The sequence below is a fragment of the Streptomyces sp. NBC_01171 genome (assembly GCF_045039805.1).
Lineage (GTDB): Bacteria > Actinomycetota > Actinomycetes > Streptomycetales > Streptomycetaceae > Streptomyces.
The window spans coordinates 2,270,442-2,285,612 of record NZ_CP108609.1 but is presented as its reverse complement, the minus strand read 5'-3'; the positions used below and the strand labels follow the sequence as shown (position 1 = coordinate 2,285,612).

Below are 15,171 nucleotides of genomic sequence, written 5' to 3'. Positions count from 1 at the left end.
CGGGTCTGTACCGGCTGAGGCCGATGTCGGTATTTGCGGTTAGCCTGACGCGACGTACTAGCTTTCGGGACGGGGGACGGACGTAACGCATGTCCAGGGAATTCCAACGCGGCCACAAGGCCCGGATCAGTGACCTCACCGCGGGTACGGATCTGTACGTGGGCGTGCAGATCTCCGCTCCCGGACTGACCTTCGACATAAGCTGCTTCGGCCTCGACGCCGACGAACGGCTCTCCGACGACAGGTACTTCGTCTTCTTCAACCAGCCGAAGTCGCCCGAGGAGTCCATCCAACTGCTGGGCTCCCAGGCGGGCGACACCGAGTCGTTCCGGGTCACGCTGGACCGGATTCCGGCCGGCATCCACAAGCTGTCCTTCACCGCGACCATCGACGGCGACGGGCAGATGTCCCGGATCGCGCCCGGCTATCTGCGGATCGTGGCAGGCGGTGAGGAGGTCGCGCGGTATTCCTTCACGGGCGCGGAGTTCACCACCGAGCGCGCCGTCATGCTCGGCGACCTCTATCTCAAGGACGTCTGGCGGTTCGCCGCGGTCGGGCAGGGCTTCGACGGCGGTCTGGAGGCGCTGCTGAAGAACTTCGGCGGCGAGGTCGCCGAGGAGGAGGCGCCCGCCCCGGCCCAGCCGGAGACCGCCGCGCCGCCCGCCGCCCCCGGCTTCGCCCCGCCCGCCTTCTCCGTTCCCGCGGGACCGGCCACACCTCCCGCGTCCCAGGCGTTCACCCCGCCCCCGGCGCCCCGGCCGGATGTGCACGCGGCTCCCACCCTGGTCGAACCCCTGACCCCGCCCCACGGCACCGTCCCGCCGCCCGGCCCGGCCCCCGCCGCCTTCGGCCACCCCGCCCCGCCGAGCGCGCCCCTGCCACCGGGCTACGGCCAGGCACCGGCCGCGCCGGCCCCGCCCGGCTACGGCCAGGCCCCGGGCCAGCCCCCGTCGGCCCCCGCACCCCCCGGCTACAACTCCCCGCCCTCCCACGGCGGCCAGCCGACCGCCCCCATGCCCCCCGGCTACGGCCAGGTCCCCGGCCAGGGCACCCCCTCCTACGGCGTCCCGCAAGGCGCGCCCCAGGGAGCGGCCGGAGTCGGCGCCGCGCTCCAGAAGTTCAAGGAAGCGCCCACCGGGCAGCGCTGGACCCAGCAGAACCACAAGCTGATCCGTGTCGACCTCGGCGCCGGCGGCCAGCCGGTACTGGCCCGGCAGGGCAGCATGGTGCTCTATCAGGGCAAGGTCGACTTCAACTACAAGGGCGCCGGATTCGCCGGCCGGCTCGCGGGCAACGCCACCGGCCAGGAGATGCAGTTGATGCGCTGCACCGGCCAGGGCCAGGTGTTCCTCGCCGACAACTCCACCCACCTCCACCCGATAGAGCTGCAGGGCGACGCGATCTGCGTCTCCGCCGAGAACGTGCTCGCCTTCGACGAGAGCCTCCAGTACGAGGTCCGCCGTATCGAGGGCCACGGCATTCCCGGCGGCGCGCTGTTCACCATGCAGTTCCAGGGCACCGGCACGCTCGTCGTCAAGACGCACGGCACGCCCGTCGTCCTGCCGGTGACGCCGACGACCTTCGCCGACTGCCACGCGGTGGTCGCCTGGTCGGCCGCCTCGCAGGTGATCGTCTCCAGCCAGGTCCGGATGCGCCGCAACGCCTACGCGGGCGACACGGGGGAGAGCGTGAACCTCCAGTTCCGGGGCGCGCCCGGCAACTTCATCGTCGTCCAGCCGTACGAGGTCTGAGGGAGCCCGTCATGAACCAGCCGCTCGCGGGCTTCGCCCCCGCACCCGTCACCGCCCGCATGGAGAACCACGGCAGCCACATGCTGAAGGTCGCCATGCAGACCGGCAACGACCTCCTCGCGCGCGTGGGCTCGATGATCGCCTACGAGGGCTTCATCCAGTACGAGCCCAACCCGCCCGCCGTCCGCCAGATCGCCCGCGACTGGATGACCGGCGAGGGCGCCCCGCTGATGAAGTGCTCCGGCGACGGCCTGCTCTACCTCGCCGACTACGGCGCCGACGTGGTCGTGATCAACCTGAACGGCGACGGCATCTCCGTCAACGCCACCAACCTGCTCGCCTTCGACGCGGGCCTCACCTGGGGCGTGGAACGGGTGAAGGGGCTCGCCAAGTTCGCCGGGCAGGGCCTGTGGAACACCAAGATCTCCGGACAGGGCTGGGTCGCGCTGACCTCGCGCGGCACCCCGATCGTGGTGGACTGCGGGGGCGGCGAGGACGAGACGTACGTCGACCCGGACGCGCTCGTGGCGTGGTCCCCGAACCTCAAGGTGAAGGGCAAGCGCAGCTTCAAGGCGCAGTCGCTGATCGGCCGGGGCAGCGGCGAGGCGTACCAGATGGCCTTCTCCGGGCAGGGCATCGTCGTCGTCCAGCCCAGCGAGGACAGCACCGACCGCCTCCGGTTCCGGGGCTGAGGGGGAGCACAGACACCATGCAGAGCCCGCTTTTCGCGCACAACGACCTCCAGACGCAGGAGCGTTGGAGCCTGCAGAACGCGCAGATGCTCCGCGTCAGCCTGGAGGGCCACGACGACCTGCTGGCCCGCAAGGGCGCCATGGTCGCCTACCAGGGCATGGTCGAGTTCGACGCCGAGTACCGCAGCCAGGGCCAGCGCCGGGCGCGCGCCCACACCGGCGAGGGCCTGGACCTGATGCGCTGTCACGGCCAGGGCACCGTCTACCTCGCCAACCTCGCCCAGCATGTCCACCTGCTGGACGTGGAGCAGGAGGGCCTGACCGTCGACAGTTCCTACGTCCTCGCCATGGACTCCTCGCTGCACCACGAGGTCATCGCGGTGGACAGCCTCTACGGCATCTCCGGCTCCGGGAAATACCAGCTCAACATCACCGGCCGCGGCAAGGTCGCCCTGATGACCTCCGGTACGCCCCTGCTGATGCAGGTCACGCCGGACAGGTACGTCAACTGCGACGCGGACGCCATCGTCGCCTGGTCCACCTCGCTGCGGGTGCAGATGCAGGCCCAGACCCACTCCTCCGGGGTCTGGCGGCGGCGCGGCAGTACCGGGGAGGGCTGGGAGCTGAGCTTCATGGGTTCCGGCTTCGCCCTGGTCCAGCCCAGCGAACTGCTGCCGCCCCAGCATGCGCAGATAGGCGGCGGGGTCGCGGCCCAGTTCGGCATGGGCCAGCAGGGCGCGCGCGGACAGAACCAGGGCAACGTCTGGAGCTGACGGCGCGTGCGGCGGACGTAACACGGCGGACGTAGCAAGGCGAACGTAAGGGGCGCCCACAGTTGGCGGGCGCCCCTTACACGTTCAGAGCCGGACCACGTGCGGCGCCGGACCCCGTTCAGATCCGGGTCATCCGCACCGCACCCCGCCTCACAGCCGCGCCCGTGTCGCCTCCAGCAGCCGTACGACCGACTCGTCCGCCACGGACGCGACCTCGTCGTAGCCGAACCAGCGCAGGTCCAGCGACTCGTCGCTGATCGCCTGTTCGGCGCCGCGCGGAGCCAGTACCGCGTACTGCACGTCGAGGTGCCAGTGGCAGGGAGCAGGGATCGGGTGCCGGTCCAGGCGGACCGGGCCGCCGGGGAGCAGGGTCAGCCCGGCGATGCCGGACTCCTCCGTCGCCTCGCGCAGGGCCGCGCCCGCCATGGAGATGTCGCCCGGCTCGCAGTGGCCGCCCATCTGGAGCCACATCCGCAGCTTCTTGTGCAGGGTGAGCAGCACACGGCCGTGCTCCGGGTCGATCACCAGGGCGCTGGCCGTGAGGTGACCCGCCTCGCAGGACCGCCAGATGCCGTCCGGGTGGGCCGCCAGGTGGGCCTGGTAGGCGTCACGCAGCTCGGGCTGGCCCTCGTACCCCTTGAGCACGAGGACCGCGTCGTCGTACAGGCTCACTCGCTCTTGTCGCCCTTGCCCTCGTCGCCCTTGTCGCCCTCGTCCTTCTTCAGGTCGGGCTTCTGCGCGCCGCCGCCCGCGGCCTCGCCGAGCATCTTGTCCAGCTCGGAGAAGTCCATCTGCTCGCGGTGGACGAAGCCGTCCGGGTCGTCCAGGTCGGTGGCCGTCGGCAGCATGTCCGGGTGATGCCACAGGTCGTCCCGGCCGTCGACCCCGCGCGCGTCGGTGAGCGAGGCCCACAGGCGGGAGGCGTCGCGCAGCCGGCGCGGGCGCAGCTCCAGACCGATCAGCGTGGCGAAGGTCTGCTCCGCCGGACCGCCGCTCGCGCGACGGCGGCGCAGCGTCTCGCGCAGCGCGTCGGCGGAGGACAGGCGCGGCTTCGCGGCCGCGTGGACCACGGCGTCCACCCAGCCCTCGACCAGCGCGAGCGCGGTCTCCAGCCGGGCCAGGGCCGCCTTCTGCTCGGGCGTGTCCTCGGGCTGGAACATGCCCTGCTGAAGCGCGTCCTGAAGCTGCTCGGGGTTCTGCGGGTCGAACTGGCCGACCACGTCCTCGAGCTTGGCGGTGTCGACCTTGATGCCGCGCGCGTACCCCTCGACCGCCCCGAACAGGTGCGAGCGCAGCCACGGCACGTGGGCGAAGAGGCGCTGGTGGGCCGCCTCGCGCAGAGCGAGGTACAGCCGCACCTCCTCCATGGGGACGCCCAGGTCCTTGCCGAACGCCTCCATGTTGATCGGGAGCAGCGCGGCCTTGCCCGCCGGGCCCAGCGGCAGGCCGATGTCGGTGGAGCCGACGACCTCGCCCGCGAGCACGCCGACGGCCTGCCCGATCTGGGTGCCGAACATGGCGCCGCCCATCGAGCGCATCATGCCGATCAGCGGGCCCGCCATGGCCTGCATCTCCTCCGGCAGGACATCGCCCATGGCCGCGCCGACCCGCTCGGCGACCGGGTCGACCAGTTCCTTCCAGGCCGGGAGCGTCGCCTCGACCCACTCCGCGCGCGACCAGGCCACGGAGGTGTTGGCGCCGGAGGGCAGCGAGGTGGCGTCGTCCAGCCACAGGTCGGCCAGGCGCACGGCCTCCTGGACCGCGGAGCGCTCGGCCGGGCCGACGCTCGCGTCCTTGACGCCGTCCTGGGTGCCCTGGGCGACCGTCTGGCGGGCGATCTGCTTGGCCATGTCCCAGTTCACCGGGCCGCCCTCGTAGGAGAGCATCTGGCCGAGCTGCTGGAACGCCGCGCCCAGGTCGTTGGGGTTCAGGGAGCCGAACATCGCGGCGAGCGGATTGTCGGCACCGGGACCGCCGAAGCCCCCGGCTCCCGGCAGACCGCCGAACCCGAAGGGGTCCGGTCCCTGCCCACCGCCGCTCTGCTGGTCCTTCTTCTTGCCCTCGTCGCCGTCGTCCGGCTCCTCCGGCGGAAGGCCGAATCCGAATGGGGTGTCACTCACGGGGTTCCTCGGCTGGTAAGGCCACCGGTTCTCTCCGGCGGCGCGGCTGCCCGACTTCACCACCCAGCGTAGACACCCGGACCGGATAGGGCCTCGGTGCTTCGCCCACAGATGGGCTGCGGCAGGATGGATGCACCTGGTACGGGCGCGTCGTCCGCGCTCGTACTGAAGACAACCGCTGGAGACGCCCGGTGAGTTCCCCAGATCCGCAGGTTCGCGCAGCGCGAAACCCCTCATCTCCGCCCGCATCGCCCTCGCCCGCCGTGCGCGGGCCCGTCGTCGCGGTCACCGGCGCCGCCGGCGGGATCGGCGCGCTGCTCACCGAGCGGCTCGCGGCCTCCGAGGAGATCCGGCAGGTCGTGGCCATCGACGAGCGGCGCGGGGAGTGCGCCGAGGCCGAGTGGCACATCCTCGACGTGCGGGACCCGGCCATCGCGGAGAAGCTGCGCGGCGCCGACGTCGTCGTGCACCTCGCGCTCGACCTGGACCTGGGCAGCGACGCGGCCGCGCGCACCGCCTACAACGTGCGCGGCACCCAGACCGTGCTCACCGCAGCGGCCGCCGCCGGGGTGCACCGGGTCGTGCTGTGCACGTCGGCGATGGTCTACGGTGCGCTGCCCGACAACGAGCTGCCCCTGTCGGAGGACGCCGAGCTGCGTGCCACCGCCGAGGCCACCGGGGTCGCCGACCTGCTGGAGATCGAGCGCCTGGCCCGCCGCGCGCCCCGCGCGCACCCCGGCCTGAACGTCACCGTGGTGCGCCCCGCCCTGCTGGTCGGCGGCACGGACACCGCGCTGACCCGGTACTTCGAGTCGCCCCGGCTGCTCGTGGTCGCGGACTCCCGCCCCGCCTGGCAGTTCTGCCACGTCGACGACCTGTGCACGGCGCTGGAGTACGCCGTGCTGGAGAAGGTCGACGGGGAACTCGCCGTCGGCTGCGACGGCTGGCTGGAGCAGGAGGAGGTCGAGGAGCTGAGCGGTATCCGGCGCATGGAGCTGCCCTCCGCGGTCGCTCTCGGCGCCGCCGCCCGGCTGCACCGGATCGGGCTCACCCCGTCCCCGGCGGGCGACCTGGCGTACACGATGTACCCCTGGGTGGTCAGCGGGAGCCGGTTGCACTCGGCCGGGTGGCGGCCCCGCTGGACGAACGAGGAAGTCCTCGCGGAGCTGTTGGCGGAGGTCTCCGGCCGGCACACCGTCGCCGGGCGCAGGCTCGGCCGCAAGGACGCCACGGCGGCCGGCGCGGCGGGCGCGACGGTGGCTCTGCTCGGCGCGGCCGCGGTGGTCCGCCGGGCCCGCAAGGCACGGCGCCGCATCTGAGCCGTCCAGCCCGGCACGGCCACCCGGCCGAACGTCGCATTCCGCGTCCCGGGCGGTGTGCGGCACCATGGAGACATGGCACTCACGAGCGAACACCCCGGTGAGCAGGCGGCTCCCAGCCCCATCCGGCTGATCGGCATCCGGGACACGCCCCTCTCGGTGGACGAGGTGTTCGCCGCGCTCGGGGACGAGGCGGCGGGCGGGATCTCGCTGTTCGTGGGCACCGTGCGCAACCACGACGGGGGCGCGGACGTCGACGCCCTCGGCTACTCCTGCCACCCCTCCGCCGCCGACGAGATGCGGCGGGTCGCGGAGAAGGTCGTCGCGGAGTACCCGGTGCGGGCCCTGGCGGCCGTCCACCGGGTGGGTGACCTGGCCGTGGGCGACCTCGCCGTCGTCGTCGGCGTGTCGTGCCCGCACCGGGCCGAGGCGTTCGCGGCCTGCCGGAAGCTCATCGACGACATCAAGCACGAGGTGCCGGTCTGGAAGCACCAGCGCTTCTCCGACGGCACCGAGGAATGGGTCGGCGCCTGCTGAAGGGCGTGACGTTCGGCCCATCGGGTGCTCCGGTTGCGTAACCGCCCCCCGCGCGTGAGCGTTGTCCCTGCGAATGGTTAATCTGCTGATCACTCAGTTCGCAGCGGACACTCATGGGGTTGGGAGGTCGGCATGGCGGTGCTCGTCTGGTTGCTGATTCCGTTCATCGCCGCGGTCGCGGCCGGTCTGTGGGGAAGCTGGGCCAACCGGACCCGCCGAACCCGCGGGGACGGGCCGGAACTCGACGGTTACGCGCGCTTCCGCGAGGCCATGGAGAAGTCCCACACGGGCGCTCCCGGCGCCTGACGGGGGTGCCCTGACGGGGCGCTGACACACGTGTCCCGTACTGTCGTGCCATGCCACGCCGTACCGCGACGATGCTCGCGTCCACCCTGATGCTGATCGCGCTGCTCTGCGCGGGAGTGCTCATCCCCGTGCCGTACGCGGAGATGTCGCCGGGGCCGACCGTGAACACGCTCGGGGAGCACGACGGCGAGCCGGTGCTCCAGGTGTCGGGCCACCGCACCTATCCGGCCGACGGGCACCTGAACATGACCACCGTCCGGGTGACCAGCGCGGACTTCCGGATGAACCTGGTCGAGGCGGTCTACGGCTGGCTGGCGCACGACACCAAGGTCGTCCCGCACGACACGCTCTACCCGGACGGCAAGACCGAGGAACAGTCCACCCAGGAGAACGCCGAGGAGTTCAGCCAGTCCCAGGAGAGCGCCAAGGTCGCCGCCCTGAAGGAGCTGCACATCCCGGTGACGTCCTGGGTGATCGTCTCCACGGTGATCAAGGACTCCCCGGCCGAGGGCCGGCTGCACGCGGGCGACGTGATCAAGGCCGTGGACGGCACACCGGTCAAGCAGCCCTCCGACGTGGCCAAGCTGGTGACCAAGCACAAGCCGGGCCAGAAGGTCGTCTTCACCGTCGTCCCCGCCAAGGAGCAGGCGGCCGCCGAGAAGGCGCACCGGACGGCGACCAGGACCCAGGACGTGACGATCACGACCACCGACTCCGACGACAAGGGTGCCCACCGGGCCATCGTCGGGATCTCCGCAGGGACCGACCACACCTTCCCGTTCACCGTCGACATCAAGCTCGCCGACGTCGGCGGCCCCAGCGCCGGCCTGATGTTCTCGCTCGGCATCTACGACAAGCTCACCCCGGGCAGCCTCACCGGCGGCAAGTTCATCGCGGGCACCGGCACCATCGACGACGACGGCACGGTCGGCCCCATCGGCGGCATCGAGATGAAGACGGTCGGCGCGCGCGCCAAGGGCGCCCAGTACTTCCTGACCCCGGCCGACAACTGCGCCTCCGCCGCCAAGGACACCCCGAGCGGCCTTACCCTGGTCAAGGTGAAGAAGATCGGCGACGCCCTGGACGCCCTCAAGGACATCCGCGAGGGCCGCACCGCCGACCTGCCGAAGTGCACCACCAAGGGCTGAGACACCCACCGACACACCCGCTCACGCGCGCGGGGGCGCCCCCGGAGATCCAGTGGGCGCCCCCGCGCGCGTGAGCGGTACGAAGGTCAGTCGTCGAAGGTCGCCGCCAGCGCCTCGGCCAGCCCCGGCACCAGGTCGGGACCGGTCAGCACCTCGGTCGCCGCGTCCTTCTCCCGCAGCCTGATCGCCGACTCGCGGTTGCCGTCGCGCAGCACCGCCACCGTCATCCGCACCTCCTGGCGCTCCGGGCGCGCGGCCACCCACTTGGCCAGCTCGGCGTCGCTGAGCCCCTGCGGGACCTGCGTGTCGACGGACGAGGGCAGCATCAGGCGCTCCACGGTGAGCGCGCAGCCGACCACCGCGTCCGGCCAGGCGATGGTGGCGAGGAACTCGTCGAGCGCCTTGTCGGCAGGCACCTCGTCCTGCTCGATCGGGGTGAAGCCGGTGGCACCGGTCTCCTCGTCCAGGCCGAGCTGGGCCGCGAGGGAGGGTTCCTGGGTGCGCAGACGCGCGGTGTCGACGAGGGCGAAGAGGCGGGCCGGCTGGTCCCAGCCGAGGCCGGACGCGTACTCGTCGATCTCGAGTACGGCCCGGGTGAGCGGGCTCGCCGCCATGGGAGTGTTGGACATGGTCACAATCCTGCCTCGTTCCTGGCCGAAATCGGGAACCGAGTAAACCGTGAGTAAGTTGCATAGGTGGGGGCCCGCGATCACAGGGGGCCACCAAGGGCCCGCGAACACGAGGGTCTGACGGATCGACAGCGACTTCGAGGTGCGCACCTTGGCTTTCCAGATGCCGGACCGCGGCGGAGGCCCGACGGGGCCACGGATCAGGGCGGGCCGTCCGTCCCGGCGGGTGAGGACCCTGCTCGTGACCCTGGGCGTCCTGGCCGCCCTCGGTATGGCCTTCACCATGTTCGCCGGCTTCTGGACGGACTGGCTCTGGTACCGGTCGGTGCACTACTCGTCGGTCTTCACCACCACCCTGTGGACGAAGATCGGGCTGTTCTTCGTCTTCGGTCTGCTGATGGCCCTCGCGGTGGGCTTCAACATCTGGCTCGCGCACCGGATGCGGCCCCCGCTGAGCGCCATGTCGATGGAGCAGCAGAGCCTCGACCGGTACCGGATGGGGATCGCGCCGTACAAGACCTGGCTGCTGCTCGCCGTCACCGCGCTGGTCGGCCTCATCGCCGGCGCCTCGGCGGCCGGCCAGTGGCGGGTCTGGCTGATGTGGGTCAACGGCGTGCCGTTCCACCAGAAGGACCCCCAGTTCCACCGGGACGTCTCCTTCTACGCCTTCGACCTGCCCTGGTACCGCTTCCTGCTGGCCTTCGGCTTCGCCACGGCCATCCTGTCGCTGATCGCCGCCGCGCTCACCCACTACCTGTACGGCGGACTGCGCGTCACCAGCCCCGGCTCGCGCGCCTCGGCCGCCGCGACCGGCCATCTCTCGGTGCTGCTCGGCGTCTTCGTCTCCCTGAAGGCCGTCGCCTACTGGCTCGACCGGTACGGCCTCGCGGTGAAGTCCAGCGACTTCCGGGCGACCGGCAACTGGACGGGTCTGCGCTATGTGGACGCCAACGCCTATCTGCCCGCCAAGAACATCCTGTTCTTCATCGCCGTCATCTGCGCGCTGCTGTTCTTCGCCACCCTGTGGCGGCGCACCTGGCAGCTCCCCGTCATCGGCTTCGGCCTGATGGTGCTCTCCGCGGTCCTGATCGGCGGCCTCTACCCGGCCATCGTGCAGAAGTTCCAGGTCCAGCCCAACGAGCAGGCCAAGGAAGCCCCGTACGTCCAGAAGAACCTCAAGGCGACCCGCGAGGCGTACGGCATCGACCACACCCAGGTCAGCGAGTACTCCGGCAAGGCCACGACGGACGACAAGACCAAGCTGCGCGACCAGGTCGGCCAGACCGCCAGCATCCGCATCATGGACCCGAACGTGGTCTCGCCCACCTTCCAGCAGCTCCAGCAGATCCGGAACTACTACGGCTTCCCGACCAACCTGGACGTCGACCGGTACCCCACCAAGGACGGCAAGGAGCAGGACACCGTCCTCGGCCTGCGTGAGCTGAACCTCGACGGCATCCCGAAGAACAACTGGATCAACGACCACTTCCGCTACACCCACGGCTACGGCGTGGTCGCCGCCAAGGGCACCGAGTCCGACGACAAGGGCCGCCCGGTCTTCACCGAGAAGAACCTGCCCTCCAAGGGCGACCTCGGCGAGTATCAGCAGCAGGTGTACTACGGCGAGAAGACCACCACGTACTCCATCGTCGGTGGTCCCCAGAAGGAGATCGACTACTCCGACGACGAGGGTGAGAAGACCACCAGCTACCAGGGCAAGAGCGGCGTCAACCTCGACAACCCGCTCAACCGGGCCGCGTACGCGGTGGCGTTCAACGAGCCGCAGATCCTCTACTCCGGGGCGATCGGCGACGGTTCGCGCATCCTGTACAACCGCACCCCCAAGGACCGCGTCGAGGCCGTCGCGCCCTGGCTGACCATCGACGGCGACGCCTACCCGGCCGTGGTGGACGGGCGCATCCAGTGGATCGTCGACGCCTACACGACCAGCAACGGCTACCCGTACGCCTCGCGCACCACGCTCGGGGACACCACGGCCGACTCGCTGACCGCGACCAACAACTCCCGTGCGGTGGTGGCCCAGCAGAACCAGGTCAACTACATCCGCAACTCCGTCAAGGCGACCGTCGACGCCTACACCGGTGACGTCAAGCTCTACCAGTGGGACTCGGCCGACCCGGTGCTCAAGACGTGGATGAAGGCGTTCCCGCACACGGTGAAGCCCCGCGCGGAGATCAGCCCGGAGCTGATGGCCCATCTGCGGTACCCGCAGGACCTGTTCAAGGTCCAGCGTGAGCTGCTCACCCGCTACCACGTGACCAACGCGCAGACCTTCCTCAGCGGCAGCGAGGTGTGGCAGGTACCGGACGACCCGTCCAACGACTCCCGCGACTCGGTCCCGCCGTACTACCTGAGCATGAAGATGCCGGACCAGAAGCAGCAGGTCTTCTCGCTGACGACGACCTTCACGCCGAACGGCCGGGACAACCTGAGCGCGTTCATGGCCGTCGACTCCGATCCGCGCGCCAGCGACTACGGCAAGATCAGAATCCTGAAGCTGCCGACGAGCACCACGGTCGACGGCCCCAAGCAGGTGCAGAGCCAGTTCAACTCCGAACCGTCCATCGCGGAGACGATCAGCCTGCTGAGCCGGGGTCACTCCCAGGTGGAGTACGGCAACCTGCTCACCGTCCCGCTGGACGGCGGCCTGCTGTACGCGGAGCCGGTGTACGTGCGCGGCGGCACGCTGAAGTACCCGCTGCTGCGCAAGGTGCTGGTGACCTACGAGGGCCGGACCGCCTTCGAGAACACCCTGGACCAGGCGCTGGACAAGGTCTTCGGGGTCAAGGGCGCCGAGCCGCCGGAGTCCGGCACCACCGAACCGCCGGCATCCACCAACCCGACGGTCCGCCAGGCGCTTCAGGACGCCCAGAAGGCGTACGACGCGGGCCAGGAGGCCCTGAAGTCCGGCCCGGACTGGGACGCCTACGCCAAGGCGCAGAAGGACCTCCAGGAGGCCCTCCGGAAGGCCGAGGACGCCCAGTCCAAGACCGACAAGCCCCGGACCAGCGGCGACTGACCGGACCTGCCCCCGCGCCGTGCTAGAGTTGTGAACACAACGGCGCGGGGTGGAGCAGCTCGGTAGCTCGCTGGGCTCATAACCCAGAGGTCGCAGGTTCAAATCCTGTCCCCGCTACTGAAAACGAAGGCCCGGATCTCATCGAGATCCGGGCCTTCGTGATGTGCGAACTCATGTGCTGGGTGTTTCATCGGCCGCGCCGCCGCCCGGAGTTGGGCCAACTGTGTTTGACTTGTCTCTCTGTGGGCATGTCGACAAAACGCTGAAGTGACCTCACGGGCTGCGGTACACCGGGTGTACCCAGGTTGCAGGTGGTGCGACGATGGACGTTATGGGGGACAAGGCAACTCTGTTCGAGACAGGGCGATTTGTGCAGCCTTCGGGTGAGGAACCGTCCCGCGACGTGGACGAGATGGGGGAGGACGCCGAGGAGGTGCGCCTCGGGATGGCGGCGCGCACCGGCGACGCCGAGGCCGCCAGCGTCCTCGGGGCCATGCTGCTGCGCCGCGGCGACCTCGACGCGGCCGAACCCCAGCTCCGTGCCGCCGCGTCCGCCGGTGACCGGCCCGCCGCCAACAACCTGGGCGTCCTGCTGCACCAGCGCGGGTACGCCGACGAGGCCGCCGACTGGTGGCGGATCGCCGCCGTCGCCGGCTCGGCCGCCGCCGCGCACGCGCTCGGCCGCCACCACCGCGAGCGCGGCGACGAACCCGCCGCCGAGTACTGGCTGCGCCAGTCCGCCGAGCAGGGCCATGTGCTCGGCGCCTACGCCCTCGCCGACCTGCTGGAGCACCGCGGCGACTCCCGCTCCGCCTACTGGATGCGCGCCGCCGCCGAGCGCGGCCACCGCGAGGCCGCCTACCGGCTCGCCCGCTCCCTGGACGGAGGCGACCCCGAGCCCGGCGCGGGGCGCGAGGAGGAGCCCGGCACCACGGAGGCGTCGGCCGAGGCCGAGCAGTGGTACCGCCAGGCCGCCGCACGCGGCCACCGCCGGGCCGCGCTGCACCTCGGCGCCATCCTGGAGAAGCGCGGCGAGCTGAAGGAGGCCGGGCGCTGGTATCTCACCTCGGCCAAGGACGGCGAGGCCCGCGCCGCCTGCGCCCTCGGCTTCCTGTTGCGCGATGCCGGGGACACCGAGAGCGCCGCCGTGTGGTGGCTGCGCGCCGCCCAGGACGGCGACGGCAACGCGGCCAACGCGCTGGGCGCCCTGCACGCCGAGCGCGGCGAGACCCAGACCGCCGAGCGCTGGTACCGGGCCGCGCTGGACGCCGGGGACGACAACGGCGCGTACAACCTCGGGCTGCTCTGCGCCGAGCAGGGCCGCACCGCCCAGGCCGAGCAGTGGTACCGGCGCGCCGCCTACGCCGGACACCGGGAGGCGGCGAACGCGCTGGCCATCCTGCTGCTGCGGGGCGGCGACACCAGCGGCGCCGAGCCCTGGTTCTCCAAGGCCGCCGAGGCCGGCAGCGTGGACGCCGCGTTCAACCTCGGCATCCTGCACGCGGGCCGCGACACCGAGCGGGACGCCGAGGCCGCGGTGCGCTGGTACGAGCGGGCGGCCGCCGCCGGGCACACCGAGGCCGCCCTCCAGGTCGGCATCGCCCGGCTGCGTGAGGGCGACGAGCAGACCGCCGAGCGCCACCTGCGGTGCGCGGCCGGCGGCGGCAGCGCGGAGGCCGCGTACCGGCTGGCCACCGTGCTGGACGCGCGCCGCCCGCCGGAGCCCGCGCACGAGCTGGGCGAGAGCGCGCACGACAAGACCGAGTGCGAGGAGTGGTACGAGCGCGCGGCCGGCCAGGGCCACCGGCGCGCGCAGGTGCGGGTCGGCATGCTCGCGGCGGCGCGCGGCGACGTGGTCGAGGCGGCGCGCTGGTACCGGGCGGCCGCGGAGGCCGGGTCCCGCAACGGCGCCTTCAACCTGGGGCTGCTGCTGGCCCGCGAGGGCAGCGAGCCCGAGGCCGCCGTGTGGTGGACCCGTGCCGCCGACGCCGGGCACGGTCGGGCCGCGCTGCGCCTGGCCCTGGTGTACGCGCGCCGGGGCGAGCTGGCCGAGGGGCAGCGCTGGGCGGCCCGCGCGGTGGAGCTGGGTCCGAAGGAGGTCGGCGAGCGGGCGGCGCGGCTGCGGGACGCGCTGCGCGAGGAGCTGTCGGCCTGAGCTGGGCCGATGGGGCGCGGAGGAACGGATTTGCCTCCGTGGCCTTAGGTCCCGTAGTGTCGTGTTCACCGACGCGGGGTGGAGCAGCTCGGTAGCTCGCTGGGCTCATAACCCAGAGGTCGCAGGTTCAAATCCTGTCCCCGCTACTGAAGGCCGAGGGCCGGAATCCGATGGGATTCCGGCCCTCAGTCGTATGCGGGCGCTTTCCTCAGGCGGCGGCGCACTCCGGGCACAGGCCCCGGTAGGTCACCTCGACATCCGAGACGGCGAAGCCGAAGCGCTCGGTGTCGGGGAGGTCGGTGAGCGGGTCGCCGGTGGGGTGCACGTCACGGATCGCTCCGCAGCGGGAGCAGACCAGGTGATGGTGCGGGTGGTGTGCGTTCGGGTCGTACCGCTTGGCGCGGTGGTCCGTGCTGACTTCCAGCACCTCGCCGAGCGAGACGAGCTCACCCAGGGTGTTGTAGACGGTCGCGCGCGAGATCTCGGGCAGCTTCACCACGGCGCGCGCGTGGACCTCGTCGGCCGTGAGGTGGACGTGCTCGCCGTCCAGCACCTCGGCCACCACTCGGCGCTGCGAGGTCAGTCGCCATCCGCGTCCACGCAGCCGGTCCAGAAGGTCACTCATGGCAGCCAGCGTAACAGCAGGCTGAACAGATCCCGAACGGGTGTGACTTTGGAATCGAAGCAGGGTTGGACTCAGT

Annotated in this window: 13 protein-coding genes and 2 tRNA genes; 11 read left to right on the top strand and 4 right to left on the bottom strand. The window is 71.3% G+C overall.

What is annotated here, in order from left to right:
* The first annotated feature begins 89 nt into the window (after positions 1-89).
* The 3 genes from OG448_RS10345 to OG448_RS10335 are packed head-to-tail and all read left to right on the top strand — an operon-like array spanning position 90 to position 3,216.
* A complete protein-coding gene (locus OG448_RS10345) occupies positions 90-1,751 on the top strand; it encodes a TerD family protein (RefSeq protein WP_405552974.1) in 1,662 nt (553 codons plus the stop codon).
* 11 nt (positions 1,752-1,762) lie between these two features.
* Positions 1,763-2,443, top strand: a complete 681-nt coding sequence (locus OG448_RS10340; protein ID WP_405552972.1) for an AIM24 family protein — start codon at positions 1,763-1,765, stop codon at positions 2,441-2,443.
* Between the two features lie 17 nt (positions 2,444-2,460).
* Complete coding sequence (locus OG448_RS10335; RefSeq protein ID WP_405552971.1) at positions 2,461-3,216, top strand: AIM24 family protein; 756 nt, start codon at positions 2,461-2,463, stop codon at positions 3,214-3,216.
* Positions 3,217-3,366: 150 nt separating this feature from the next.
* Here OG448_RS10335 and OG448_RS10330 read toward each other — a convergent pair whose 3' ends face one another.
* Both OG448_RS10330 and OG448_RS10325 read right to left on the bottom strand, forming a co-directional pair.
* Positions 3,367-3,888 carry an NUDIX hydrolase gene (locus OG448_RS10330; RefSeq protein ID WP_405552969.1) on the bottom strand — a complete coding sequence of 174 codons (522 nt, stop codon included), beginning with the start codon at positions 3,886-3,888 and terminating at the stop codon, positions 3,367-3,369.
* Complete coding sequence (locus OG448_RS10325; protein ID WP_405552968.1) at positions 3,885-5,336, bottom strand: zinc-dependent metalloprotease; 1,452 nt, start codon at positions 5,334-5,336, stop codon at positions 3,885-3,887. Before OG448_RS10325 ends, OG448_RS10330 begins: the two co-directional genes overlap by 4 nt.
* A 191-nt stretch (positions 5,337-5,527) precedes the next feature.
* On the opposite strand from OG448_RS10325, the gene OG448_RS10320 reads away from it, so the two are divergent.
* From OG448_RS10320 to OG448_RS10305, 4 genes are all read left to right on the top strand, one after another.
* Complete coding sequence (locus OG448_RS10320; RefSeq protein ID WP_405552966.1) at positions 5,528-6,655, top strand: SDR family oxidoreductase; 1,128 nt, start codon at positions 5,528-5,530, stop codon at positions 6,653-6,655.
* Positions 6,656-6,730: 75 nt separating this feature from the next.
* A complete protein-coding gene (locus OG448_RS10315) occupies positions 6,731-7,192 on the top strand; it encodes a molybdenum cofactor biosynthesis protein MoaE (RefSeq protein WP_405552965.1) in 462 nt (153 codons plus the stop codon).
* A gap of 132 nt (positions 7,193-7,324) precedes the next feature.
* Positions 7,325-7,498, top strand: coding sequence for a hypothetical protein (locus OG448_RS10310; protein WP_165425490.1), 174 nt, complete (start codon positions 7,325-7,327; stop codon positions 7,496-7,498).
* Between the two features lie 50 nt (positions 7,499-7,548).
* Positions 7,549-8,646, top strand: coding sequence for a PDZ domain-containing protein (locus OG448_RS10305; protein WP_405552963.1), 1,098 nt, complete (start codon positions 7,549-7,551; stop codon positions 8,644-8,646).
* A gap of 86 nt (positions 8,647-8,732) precedes the next feature.
* Here OG448_RS10305 and OG448_RS10300 read toward each other — a convergent pair whose 3' ends face one another.
* Positions 8,733-9,281 carry a PPA1309 family protein gene (locus OG448_RS10300; RefSeq protein WP_391294592.1) on the bottom strand — a complete coding sequence of 183 codons (549 nt, stop codon included), beginning with the start codon at positions 9,279-9,281 and terminating at the stop codon, positions 8,733-8,735.
* A 157-nt stretch (positions 9,282-9,438) separates the two neighbouring features.
* Here OG448_RS10300 and OG448_RS10295 point away from each other — a divergent pair, with 157 nt between their 5' ends.
* The 4 genes from OG448_RS10295 (at position 9,439) to OG448_RS10280 (ending at position 14,616) form a co-directional block, all read left to right on the top strand.
* Positions 9,439-12,315 (top strand): UPF0182 family protein, encoded by a 2,877-nt coding sequence (locus tag OG448_RS10295; RefSeq protein WP_405558750.1) that lies wholly within the window; start codon positions 9,439-9,441, stop codon positions 12,313-12,315.
* A 43-nt stretch (positions 12,316-12,358) separates the two neighbouring features.
* Positions 12,359-12,432 (top strand) — tRNA-Met (locus OG448_RS10290).
* Positions 12,433-12,637: 205 nt separating this feature from the next.
* Positions 12,638-14,470 (top strand): tetratricopeptide repeat protein, encoded by a 1,833-nt coding sequence (locus OG448_RS10285; protein WP_405552960.1) that lies wholly within the window; start codon positions 12,638-12,640, stop codon positions 14,468-14,470.
* Positions 14,471-14,542: 72 nt separating this feature from the next.
* Positions 14,543-14,616: transfer RNA gene (locus OG448_RS10280), tRNA-Met, on the top strand.
* A 62-nt stretch (positions 14,617-14,678) separates the two neighbouring features.
* Here the strand turns inward: OG448_RS10280 and OG448_RS10275 are convergent.
* Positions 14,679-15,095: a transcriptional repressor gene (locus tag OG448_RS10275; RefSeq protein WP_355199177.1), complete on the bottom strand. Its 417-nt coding sequence runs from the start codon at positions 15,093-15,095 to the stop codon at positions 14,679-14,681.
* Between the last annotated feature and the right edge of the window lie 76 nt (positions 15,096-15,171).